This is a genomic window from Citrobacter sp. CK202, assembly GCF_030333225.1.
GTDB classification, from domain to species: Bacteria; Pseudomonadota; Gammaproteobacteria; order Enterobacterales; family Enterobacteriaceae; genus Citrobacter_B; species Citrobacter_B koseri.
In genome coordinates this window covers 269468-281132 of record NZ_JAOWGI010000020.1, presented here as the reverse complement: position 1 = coordinate 281132, position 11665 = coordinate 269468, and the positions used below count along the sequence as shown (strand labels likewise).

At 54.4% G+C, this 11665-nt stretch carries 10 protein-coding genes; 3 read left to right on the top strand and 7 right to left on the bottom strand.

Annotation, left to right across the window (positions count from 1 at the left end; all coding sequences use genetic code 11):
• The first annotated feature begins 32 nt into the window (after window positions 1-32).
• Both caiD and caiE read left to right on the top strand, forming a co-directional pair.
• Entirely contained in the window at window positions 33-818 is a 786-nt protein-coding gene (gene caiD, locus OGX84_RS04920; RefSeq protein ID WP_058668554.1) for a crotonobetainyl-CoA hydratase, read from the top strand.
• 96 nt (window positions 819-914) lie between these two features.
• Window positions 915-1508 carry a carnitine operon protein CaiE gene (gene caiE, locus OGX84_RS04915; RefSeq protein WP_012134134.1) on the top strand — a complete coding sequence of 198 codons (594 nt, stop codon included), beginning with the start codon at window positions 915-917 and terminating at the stop codon, window positions 1506-1508.
• Between the two features lie 84 nt (window positions 1509-1592).
• Here the strand turns inward: caiE and caiF are convergent, their stop codons facing one another.
• The 5 genes from caiF to OGX84_RS04890 form a co-directional block, all read right to left on the bottom strand.
• Entirely contained in the window at window positions 1593-1985 is a 393-nt protein-coding gene (gene caiF / locus OGX84_RS04910; protein WP_012134135.1) for a carnitine metabolism transcriptional regulator CaiF, read from the bottom strand.
• 258 nt (window positions 1986-2243) lie between these two features.
• Entirely contained in the window at window positions 2244-5468 is a 3225-nt protein-coding gene (carB, locus tag OGX84_RS04905) for a carbamoyl-phosphate synthase large subunit (RefSeq protein WP_012134136.1), read from the bottom strand.
• Between the two features lie 18 nt (window positions 5469-5486).
• Window positions 5487-6635 carry a glutamine-hydrolyzing carbamoyl-phosphate synthase small subunit gene (gene carA, locus OGX84_RS04900; protein WP_112001201.1) on the bottom strand — a complete coding sequence of 383 codons (1149 nt, stop codon included), beginning with the start codon at window positions 6633-6635 and terminating at the stop codon, window positions 5487-5489.
• A 456-nt stretch (window positions 6636-7091) separates the two neighbouring features.
• The gene (dapB, locus tag OGX84_RS04895) at window positions 7092-7913 is read right to left on the bottom strand and encodes a 4-hydroxy-tetrahydrodipicolinate reductase (RefSeq protein WP_286457501.1); all 822 of its coding nucleotides are present in this window, start codon (window positions 7911-7913) and stop codon (window positions 7092-7094) included.
• A 186-nt stretch (window positions 7914-8099) separates the two neighbouring features.
• On the bottom strand, window positions 8100-8729 hold the full coding sequence (locus OGX84_RS04890; RefSeq protein WP_286457500.1) for an alanyl-tRNA editing protein: 630 nt from the start codon (window positions 8727-8729) through the stop codon (window positions 8100-8102).
• Between the two features lie 90 nt (window positions 8730-8819).
• Here OGX84_RS04890 and OGX84_RS04885 point away from each other — a divergent pair, with 90 nt between their 5' ends.
• A complete protein-coding gene (locus tag OGX84_RS04885) occupies window positions 8820-9719 on the top strand; it encodes a LysR family transcriptional regulator (protein WP_012134142.1) in 900 nt (299 codons plus the stop codon).
• A gap of 1 nt (window position 9720) precedes the next feature.
• Here OGX84_RS04885 and rihC read toward each other — a convergent pair whose 3' ends face one another.
• Both rihC and OGX84_RS04875 read right to left on the bottom strand, forming a co-directional pair.
• Window positions 9721-10635 (bottom strand): ribonucleoside hydrolase RihC, encoded by a 915-nt coding sequence (gene rihC / locus OGX84_RS04880; protein ID WP_112001202.1) that lies wholly within the window; start codon window positions 10633-10635, stop codon window positions 9721-9723.
• A gap of 148 nt (window positions 10636-10783) precedes the next feature.
• Entirely contained in the window at window positions 10784-11647 is an 864-nt protein-coding gene (locus OGX84_RS04875) for a fumarylacetoacetate hydrolase family protein (RefSeq protein ID WP_112001203.1), read from the bottom strand.
• Window positions 11648-11665: the final 18 nt, after the last annotated feature.

Genomic DNA, 11665 nt, shown 5'->3' with positions numbered 1-11665 from the left:
ACCCGTCCGATTTTAAATAATGGAGTGAAGATATGAGTGAATCATTACATTTGACCCGTCACGGCCCGATTCTGGAAATTACGCTGGATCGCCCGAAAGCGAATGCAATAGACGCAAAAACCAGTTTTGAGATGGGCGAAGTTTTTCTCAATTTCCGTGACGATCCCGAATTGCGTGTGGCGATCATCACCGGTGGCGGCGAAAAATTCTTCTCCGCAGGCTGGGATTTAAAAGCGGCGGCCGAAGGCGAAGCCCCGGACGCCGATTTTGGCCCCGGCGGGTTTGCCGGTTTAACCGAGATCTTTGACCTGGATAAACCGGTGATTGCCGCCGTTAACGGCTATGCCTTCGGCGGCGGGTTCGAACTGGCGCTGGCGGCGGATTTTATCGTCTGCGCCGATAACGCCAGTTTCGCGCTGCCTGAAGCAAAGCTCGGCATTGTGCCTGACAGCGGCGGCGTGCTGCGCCTGCCTAAGCTACTACCGCCTGCTATCGTCAACGAAATGCTGATGACCGGCAGACGAATGGACGCAGAAGAAGCCTTGCGCTGGGGAATTGTGAACCGGGTTGTCAGCCAGCAAGCGTTAATGGACAGCGCCCGCGAACTGGCGCAACAGTTGGTGAACAGCGCGCCGTTGGCGATCGCCGCCCTCAAAGAGATCTACCGCGCAACCAGCGAAATGCCGGTGGAAGAAGGCTATCGCTACATTCGCAGCGGCGCATTGAAGCATTACCCGTCGGTACTGCACTCTGAAGATGCGATCGAAGGCCCGCAGGCGTTTGCCGAAAAACGCGATCCGGTCTGGAAAGGCCGCTAGCGCCGCGCTGCCGGATGACACTAACGCTTATCCGCCTACTGCCGTCGGTCGGATAAGGCGCAGCCGCCATCCGACAACAATCACGGAGGAATAACCATGAGCTATTACGCCTTTGAAGGCCTGATTCCGGTAGTACATCCAGAGGCGTACGTGCATCCCAGCGCCGTGTTGATTGGCGATGTCATCGTCGGCGCCGGCGTCTATATCGGCCCGCTTGCATCGCTGCGCGGCGACTATGGGCGTCTGATTCTTGAGGCGGGCGCTAACCTTCAGGATGGCTGCATCATGCACGGTTATTGCGATACCGACACCATCGTGCATGAAAACGGGCATATCGGGCACGGCGCAATCCTTCACGGCTGCGTGATTGGTCGTGATGCGTTGGTGGGCATGAACAGCGTAATCATGGATGGCGCAATCATCGGCGAAGAGAGTATCGTCGCCGCCATGAGTTTTGTAAAAGCGGGTTTTGTCGGCGCGCCCAGGCAGCTGCTGGTTGGCGCGCCTGCACGCGTCAAACGTGATGTCACGGATGAAGAGCTGCACTGGAAACGGCTCAACACGCAGGAATATCAGGATCTCGCGGTACGCTGTCGGGCATCGCTATGTGAAACGCAACCCTTAACCCAGGTCGAAAAGAACCGGCCGCGCCTGAAAGGCACGACGGAGGTGAAGCCAAAATCGGCGTAACGCTTTGTGCCGGATGGCGCTGACACTTATCCGGCCTACGAGTCAACACACCGTTGCAGGCCGGATAAGGCATTTACGCCGACATTACCGACGCATACTTTTTGATAGCATCATCTGCCATTTCTGCTCGCGGTTTAGCTCTGCGGGCGGAACCGGCATTCGCGGGGTTCTCTCCGCTTTTACCATCTTCTCCTGCGCGCTATGACCCAAACGCGCATAGAGCTGCGCGTCAATACGCTTAATACGCACCAGGCGTTGGCACTGGCATCCTCGCCCTTCCAGCTGATTAGGGATCGTCCTGGTCTCGCACTCTATTTCCCCCACTTCAGAAAGAATATACGAAACCGTATTAATCGCTTTGCAATAATCCATATTAAATTGCTTCGCGATCTCTTTGGCGCTCACCCACCGGTTTTCTGCCATTACCCAATCAGCAATTAACAAATAAAGTGGTTTCTCAACATATTTTTCACTCATAAGCACACCATTTTACAAATTAAAAATCTTGCTACGGTTCGTTATGGCCTGAATATAAATAACGCCATTAACCATAAATAAATTGTGGATATAAGGGGATAGTATGCGACTTAATTGTTGATTAGTGTGAGCGAAATCGTGCTTGTTACATTGAAAACCACATCCAGGAAGCGTATGTGACCAGGAATGACCTTATGGCGTAAAAAAAGGTTCCTTTGCAGGAACCTTTTTATATCACCAGATAAATGCGTCAGCCGCTTACTTCGTAATTTGCGCGTGCATTTCCTGTACGGAGATCACCTTTTCAGTCGCATCGGCGTTCAGCGCCATCGTCGTGGCGAAGCCGCCGTTCAGGGTCGTGTCGTAATGCACTTTATACTGCAACGCGCTGCGGCGAATCAGTTTAGAGTCCTCAATCGCCTGACGACCTGCGGTGGTGTTGATGATGTAGGTGTATTCGCCATTCTTGATACGGTCCTGAATGTGCGGACGACCTTCATGCACCTTGTTGACCAGACGCGGGTTGATACCCGCCTCACCCAGCACAATCGCCGTACCGTGAGTCGCATCCAGTTCGAAGCCCTGTTTCAGCAGCTTCGCCGCCAGGTCCACCACGCGTTCTTTGTCGCCTTCACGAACGGAGAGCAGCGCACGGCCCGATTTCTTCATCGTCGAGCTGCTGCCAAGCTGCGCTTTGGCGAACGCTTCAGCGAAGGTGCGGCCGACGCCCATCACTTCCCCGGTAGAGCGCATTTCTGGCCCTAACAGCGGGTCAACGCCCGGGAATTTGTTGAACGGCAGCACCACTTCTTTCACCGAGTAGTACGGCGGGATGATTTCTTTCGTCACGCCCTGCTCGGTCAGCGATTTGCCCGCCATCACGCGCGCCGCCACTTTCGCCAGCGGTAAGCCGGTCGCTTTGGAGACGAACGGTACGGTACGCGCCGCACGCGGGTTCACTTCAATCAGGTAGACTTCGTTGTCTTTCACCGCGAACTGCACGTTCATCAGACCACGCACCTGCAACTCAAAGGCCAGCTTCTGCACCTGCTGGCGCATCACGTCCTGAATCTCTTTGCTTAACGTGTAGGCCGGCAGAGAACATGCGGAGTCACCGGAGTGCACGCCCGCCTGTTCGATGTGTTCCATGATGCCGCCAATCAGCACCATTTCGCCGTCGCAGATAGCATCCACATCCACTTCCACCGCGTCATCAAGGAAGCGGTCCAGCAGTACCGGCGCATCGTTAGAGACGCTGACTGCGGTCTGGAAGTAACGACGCAGGTCAGCTTCGTCGTAAACGATTTCCATCGCGCGGCCGCCCAGCACGTAGGACGGGCGAACCACCAGCGGATAGCCAATCTCTTTTGCCTTCTCAACGGCCTGTTCAATCGCCGTCACGGTGGCGTTAGCAGGCTGTTTCAGTTTCAGACGGTCAACCGCCTGCTGGAAGCGCTCACGGTCTTCCGCGCGGTCAATCGCATCCGGGCTGGTGCCGATAACTGGCACACCTGCCGCTTCCAGCGCGCGCGCCAGTTTCAGCGGAGTCTGGCCGCCGTACTGTACGATGACGCCTTTCGGTTTCTCGACGCGCACGATTTCCAGCACATCTTCCAGCGTGACCGGCTCGAAGTACAGGCGGTCGGAGGTGTCGTAGTCGGTGGAGACCGTTTCCGGGTTACAGTTGACCATAATGGTCTCGTAACCGTCTTCGCGCAGCGCCAGCGAGGCGTGTACGCAGCAGTAGTCAAATTCAATCCCCTGGCCGATACGGTTCGGGCCGCCGCCGAGCACCATGATTTTGTCGCGATCCTGGTTCGGATTCGCTTCGCACTCATCTTCATAAGTGGAGTACATGTAGGCGGTGTCGGTAGCAAATTCCGCCGCACAGGTGTCCACGCGCTTGTAAACCGGGTGCAGGTTGAACTGGTCGCGCAATTTGCGCACTTCCGCTTCGCGCACGCCCGCCAGTTTAGCCAGACGCGCATCGGCGAAGCCTTTGCGCTTCAGCATCCGCAGGAAGTCAGCGTCGAGGCCGGTGATGCCAAGCTCTGCCACTTTTTCTTCCAGACGAACCAGTTCTTCAATCTGCACCAGGAACCAGCGGTCGATGTTGGTCAGGTTAAAGACGCCATCGACAGACAGCCCCGCGCGGAACGCATCAGCGATGTACCAGATACGCTCGGCGCCCGCATCTTTCAGCTCGCGACGAATTTTGGTCAGCGCTTCCGGGTCATCCAGGCTCACTTTCGGGTCAAAACCGGCGGCGCCCACTTCCAGACCGCGCAGCGCTTTCTGTAAGGATTCCTGCTGAGTGCGGCCAATCGCCATCACTTCGCCGACGGATTTCATCTGGGTGGTGAGACGGTCGTTGCTGCCCGCGAATTTTTCAAAGTTGAAGCGAGGAATTTTGGTGACAACGTAGTCGATGGACGGTTCGAACGATGCCGGAGTACGGCCGCCGGTGATGTCGTTCATCAGTTCGTCGAGGGTGTAACCCACCGCCAGTTTCGCCGCCACTTTGGCAATCGGGAAGCCGGTGGCTTTTGACGCCAGCGCCGAGGAGCGGGAGACGCGCGGGTTCATTTCGATGACAATCAGACGACCGTTTTTCGGGTTCACCGCAAACTGAACGTTGGAACCGCCGGTTTCCACGCCGATTTCACGCAGTACCGCCATCGAGGCGTTACGCATGATTTGGTACTCTTTGTCCGTCAGCGTTTGCGCCGGAGCCACCGTGATGGAGTCACCGGTGTGAATGCCCATCGCGTCAAAGTTCTCAATGGAGCAGACGATAATGCAGTTATCGTTCTTATCACGCACCACTTCCATTTCGTACTCTTTCCAGCCAATCAGCGACTCATCTATCAGCAGTTCGTTGGTTGGGGAGAGATCCAGACCGCGCGCGCAAATTTCTTCGAACTCTTCGCGGTTGTAGGCAATACCGCCGCCGGTGCCGCCCATCGTAAAGGATGGACGGATAATGCACGGATAACCGACGTCAGCGGCAACCGCCAGCGCCTCTTCCATCGTATGCGCAATACCGGAGCGGGCAGTGTCGAGGCCGATTTTCTTCATCGCCACGTCGAAACGGCGGCGGTCTTCGGCTTTATCAATCGCATCGGCAGTGGCGCCGATCATGGTCACGCCGAACTCAGCCAGCACGCCCTGACGCTCCAGCTCCAGCGCGCAGTTCAGCGCCGTCTGGCCGCCCATCGTCGGCAGCACCGCATCCGGGCGCTCTTTCTCAATAATTTTACGCACCACTTCCCAGTGAATCGGCTCGATGTAGGTCGCATCGGCCATTTCCGGGTCGGTCATGATGGTCGCGGGGTTAGAGTTCACCAGGATGACGCGATAACCTTCTTCACGCAGCGCTTTACACGCCTGGGCGCCAGAGTAGTCAAACTCACACGCCTGGCCGATAACAATCGGGCCCGCACCCAGAATCAGGATACTTTTTATGTCTGTACGTTTTGGCATGGCTCTGTTTACTCCTGATTATTTCGCGGACTGACGGTACTGCTCAATTAACTCGATAAAGTGGTCGAACAATGGCGCGGCATCATGCGGGCCAGGGCTCGCCTCAGGGTGCCCCTGGAAGCTGAACGCCGGTTTATCGGTGCGATGAATCCCTTGCAGAGTGCCGTCGAACAGCGATTTGTGCGTCACTCGCAGATTTGCAGGCATAGAAGCCTCATCCACCGCAAAACCGTGGTTCTGCGCCGTTATCATCACGGTATTGTTATCGATATCTTTTACCGGATGGTTACCGCCGTGGTGGCCGAACTTCATCTTGATGGTTTTCGCGCCGCTCGCCAGCGCCAGCAACTGATGGCCGAGGCAGATGCCGAAAACCGGAATATTGGTTTCGAGGAATGCCTGAATCGCCTCGATAGCGTAGTCGCACGGCGCCGGATCGCCAGGGCCGTTAGAGAGGAAGATACCGTCCGGGTTCATCTTCAGCACCTCTTCGGCGGAGGTCTTCGCCGGAACCACCGTCAGGCGGCAGCCTCTGTCTACCAGCATACGCAGGATGTTGCGTTTCGCGCCGTAGTCGTAAGCCACAACGTGGAACGGCAGGTCAGTTTCTGATTTGGCTTCCGGCAGGTCGTCTGCAAGCGTCCAGCTTCCCTGCGTCCAGCTATAGGATTCAGCGGTGGTCACTTCTTTCGCCAGATCCATTCCGTTGAGGCCCGGGAAGGCTTTCGCTTTCTCCAGCGCCAGTGCCGCATCCGGGTTATCACCCGCGATAATGCAGCCGTTCTGTGCGCCCTTCTCACGCAGCAGGCGCGTCAGCTTACGGGTATCAATATCGGCAATCGCCACGATGTTATGGCGTTTCAGGTAAGAAGAGAGGTCTTCAGTATTGCGGAAGTTGCTGGCAATCAGCGGCAGATCGCGAATGACCAGACCTTGCGCATGAACCTGAGAGGATTCTTCATCGGCTTCATTGGTGCCGACATTACCGATATGAGGATAAGTAAGAGTGACAATTTGGCGGGAATAGGAAGGATCAGTGAGGATTTCTTGATAACCGGTCATTGAAGTATTGAAAACGACTTCCCCAACCGCCGAACCTGTTGCCCCTATGGCCCGACCGTGAAACTGGGTTCCGTCTTCCAGAACCAATAGCGCTGACTTAATCAAAACACCCTCCAGAGAATATTCACTCACTTTATTTGCATATTAATTCATTTATATAACCTGAATCAATGCAAATCTGCTTACCCGTGGATTTCTGGCAAACGGCGGCATTCTGAAGATAAGGCGGGTAAAAGTCAACTTAAAGGCGGTATTTTTTGTATTGTTTTACGACTCAGGGAAGGATGTTCTGATTTAACAGGCAAAAAGATCAGCTAACCTGTCCTGGAAAACGCTTGCGTGGCTGAAAGAATGCATTATGAAACCAGTGAGAAGAAAAAAGTGGACCACTTGGTCAAAATTTACATAAAAGCAACAAATAAACAGAAGAAAAAAGATTAATTCACGAGTTTAAATAAAAAATAGAAAGATAAAGTTAAAAATAATAGGGCAATAAATTATTGCCCTATGTAATCAACAAATTATGATTACCATAACCACATCACGAAGGGTAAAAACCAGCTATAAATTGTTTAAATCCAGCACATCTCGCATATCAAAAAGACCATTTGGCTTTGATTTTAGCCAGATAGCCGATCTGACCGCGCCATTCGCAAACGTCATACGGCTGGAGGCCTTATGCGTGATTTCAATACGTTCACCGATATCAGCAAACATCGCGGTATGTTCACCCACAATGTCGCCAGCACGAACCGTCGCAAAACCGATGGTGCCCGGCACGCGTTCGCCGGTATAACCTTCACGACTGTATACCGCACACGCTTTCAGATCTTTGTCCAGCGCGTGGGCGATCGCTTCCCCCATCGCCAGCGCGGTGCCTGACGGCGCATCCACTTTATGGCGATGGTGCGCTTCGATAATTTCAATATCGGTATAGTCGCCCATCACTTTCGCCGCTTTCTCAAGTAGCTTCAGCATGACGTTAACACCGACGCTAAAGTTGGCAGCGAACACAATGCCGATATCCTGCGCGGCATCGCGAATGACCTGCTTGCCTGCGTCATCAAATCCCGTCGTGCCAATGACGATGCCTTTACCGTGCTGACGGCAAAACGCCAGGTGCGCCAGCGTCCCTTCCGGGCGAGTGAAATCGATAAAGATGTCAAAATCATCTTTTACCGCTTCCAGGCTACTTTGCACGGTGACGCCCGTTTTCCCTGCGCCTGCTAATTCACCGGCATCGCTGCCCAGTAATGAAGAACCTTCCCGCTCCAGCGCCGCGCCGAGTTGAACGCCGTCCATCCCCAGGGCGGCCTGAATGAGCTGACGTCCCATGCGTCCCCCGGCTCCCGCGATGGCAACGCGGATTTGTGCATCATGCATAGCTATTCTCTTTTGTTAATTTTGCGTAAATCGTTTTCAGATTAACCAGCGCCACGCCGCGCCGCTAGCCAAAAACGTCGATAATTAGAATTTAATGATAAACAGGGAGAGATATCAGTAAAAGCTATATGCGGGAAAAGCGGGACGCCGCAGGCAACTCGGCCTGCGATCAAGAGCAAATGGACGCTATTCAATGGAATAGTTAATGATGAGCTGCCCTTTCTTCATTTTGATCCCACCGATCATTATACGACCAAGTTGGCCGAGCGAAGTGACATGTGTTCCTCCACAGAAGTACATCGGAAGTTCGCCAAACCCCACTTTACGTCGCTCACCGTCAAACTCAATTCGACGGGCATAATCCTTCGCCTGCCACTGCTCAATACACGCCAGCAGATTTTCAGCATCAGGAAGACGAGCATGTTCACCTGCTGAAAAGGTAATGCGCCCCTCACCCAGCCAGTGGTGCGCTTTCACTGGCGACCAACCCCATGTTTCTCCCGCACACCCGATAAGATGGCCTGCTGAATGCAGACGAGAGTTGAGCAAACGTGTCTGTGCATCGACTTTTAGCTGCACCACTCCCGCTGCAACGGGTTGCGGCAGAATATGTATAATTTGATTATCACGTAACATGATTCCGCAAACTGGAATATCCGCAATCCAGCCTTTGTCTGCGGGTTGTCCACCTCCCTGAGGGTGGAATAATGTTTTATCGAGCGTAACGGCATACAGGCCATCCATTTGTGGAGAGCACCCCGTCACACATGCCATGCCTTCTGTATCATCGGTGTTGTAATAAAGACGTTCTGTCATATGTCCTCCTGTCGTGAAGGGCAGTATATTATTTATCCCGGAGCAGATAATCCGCCTGCCCGGCAATGAATCTTTGCCTGAGAAACACAAATGAATTTGACACTCCTTCCCGATCTGGCCACTTTTGTGTTGATTGTTGATCACGGTAGCTTTTCTGCCGCAGCGCGCGCAGCAGGTGTGACCCCATCAGCCATGAGCCGCAGCGTTTCACGCCTTGAACGCGAAACGGGCAGCCAGTTGTTGCATCGTTCAACACGTAAGCTGGCATTAAGTGAAACAGGAAAGATGGTGTATGAACATGCAAAAATGATGCTGGAAGCAGCGCGACAGGCCATTGATTCCGGGGGAAGCGTACAACACGTTCCTCAGGGAAAGATTACGCTCAGCGTACCCAAAGCCGTCGGACGCTTCGTTATTCATCCACTGATCCCGCAATTTCTTGAACGTTTTCCCCTGGTTGATGTTTGCCTGAGGCTCGAAGACCGCTATATGGATCTCATTGATGATGGTGTCGATCTGGCGCTGCAAATCACCAATACCCCCTCGCCCGGGTTGCATGGCAAGCCGTTAATGCCAATCACCCACATCCTCTGCGCCACGCCAGAGTATCTGCAAAAGCAGGGGACACCGACGCACCCGGAAGATTTACGTCAGCACAGTTGCATTAGCCTCGGAGAGACGCCAACGGACTCACGCTGGAAATTTCGTAAACAAGGCAAGACAGAAGTCGTTCAAACAACGGGGCGCTATGCGGCTAATCATACGGGTGTAAGACTGGACGCAGTAAAGCGCCATCTGGGAATTGGCAGTCTCCCTGCATTCACGGCCAGAGAAGCGTTACAAGACGGCGAAATCATGCAGGTGTTGCCGGAGTGGACGTTTATCAGCAACTACTCCGGCGAGCTATGGCTTTTGTGGGCTGGAAACAAGCATATGCCGCTCAAAATACGGGCCATGATTGATTACCTTAGCCAACAACTAAAATCCTAGCCTAGGGCGCCAGCGCCAGCACGTCGGCGACCCACTGCTGGAAGCCAGCCACATCAATCTCCAGCGCCACCTGCACGTTAGGGCTTTTACCCAGCCGGCCTTCAATATCAACAACCGTTGTGCCTGCGGTGTATTCCCCCTGCGTCTCTACCGCGACAAAACAGGGTTTAACGGTGAACAGATCCGGGCGAACCAGCCAGGCGATGGCGCAGAGATCGTGCATGCGCAGCCCGGTGTTCATGCTGCCGCTGCGGTAGTGGCTAAACAACGCATGCAGCATTTTTCCCGTCCGGTTAAGTTCGGGCAGTTTTGCCAGATAATCCGGCGCCAGCAGGGCCTGGTTGGTCACGTCCAGCCCGCACATCACAATCTCTATCCCACTCTGAAAAACGCGGGAAGCGGCTTCCGGGTCGACAGCAATATTGAATTCGGCGTTCGGCGTAAAGTTCCCCCGCCCCGCAGAGCCGCCCATGATCACCAGACGACGAATGTTAAAAGCGCATTCCGGGTAGTGAGTCAGCAGCAGCGCAATATTGGTTAACGGGCCGATCGCGACCAGCGTGACGGGTTCCGGGGCGCTCATCAGGGCATCCCGAATGGCGATAAAGGCCGGTTTTGCCAATGGCTGGCAATCATGGGCGACAAAGTCATAGCCTTCCATGCCCGACTCGCCGTGGACGTAAGCAGCATCGCGCAACGGGCGCAGCAGCGGCGTGGCGGCCCCCTGCGCCAGCGGGATATCCATGTTCCAGAAATGCAGCAGTTGCAGCGCGTTGCGGGTGGTTTTCTCTACGGAGACATTCCCCGCGACGGTGGTCATCAGTTGCAGGTCAAGCTGCGGGGCAAACAGGGCGGCGACAATAGCGGCGGCATCGTCGATACCCGGATCGGTATCCAGAATAATGGGCAGGCGCATGTTTCCTCCATAAAAAGATGACAAGCTCCAGGGTTGGCATCCGATTATTGGCAAACCTTTTGCCGGTTGGCAAGCGACCGACCGACAAAAGGAGACGAAACAAAATTTGTCATTAATCCCATACGCCAAAACGTGTTGGCTCATCGTATTAATGCGCCGCCGCAAAGGCCTGTAGCGGGGCTTCCATAATGACATTACTCAGATGGCCAATGTGCTCAATCTCCACCTCAATACGATCGCCTTCCTGCATGAATAACGGCGGATTCCTCTTTTTCCCTACGCCGCCCGGCGAGCCCGTAATGATGACGTCCCCGGAATTAAGACGGGTGAAAGTGCTTATATACTCAATTAATTCAGCAACTTTATGGATCATACTGCTGGTGTTATCTTCCTGTACCATGCGGCCGTTGAGCCAGGTGCGGATCGCTAGCTGATGCGGGTCGGGAATTTCATCGGCAGTGACCATCCACGGGCCAAAAGCGCCGGTCTGCCGCCAGTTTTTCCCCGCAGTAAACCAGCTGTGCTGCCAGTCGCGTGCGGAGCCATCCATATAGCAGCTGTATCCGGCGACATGGTCAAGCGCATGGTCGCGGGAGATATTCTCGCCACCGTTACCGATGATCACCGCCAGCTCCCCCTCGTAATCAAACTCATGCGAATGGCGTGGCTTGAGTACCGGCATGTTGTGCCCGGTTTGCGAATCCGCAAAACGAACAAACAGCGTCGGCGCGGGGTCATGCTGATCGAACTCCTGGCGCTTTTCGGCGTAGTTCATGCCGACACAGAGTATTTTTTCCGGTCGCTCTATCACCGGTAAAAAGGTGATTGCATCCATTTTTAGATCGACCGGCGCCTGCGCGAAGCGCCGCGCCTGCTCCAGACCATCCCCCTGCAATAGCGCCTTCAGGTCCCGATACTGGTCGCCGATGCGGTTCCCCAAATCAATAACGCCTTCGGCAGTAACGATGCCATAGCTGCGAGTGCCCTGATAAAGAAAGCTTGCGAGTTTCATAATTATCAATCCTGCATA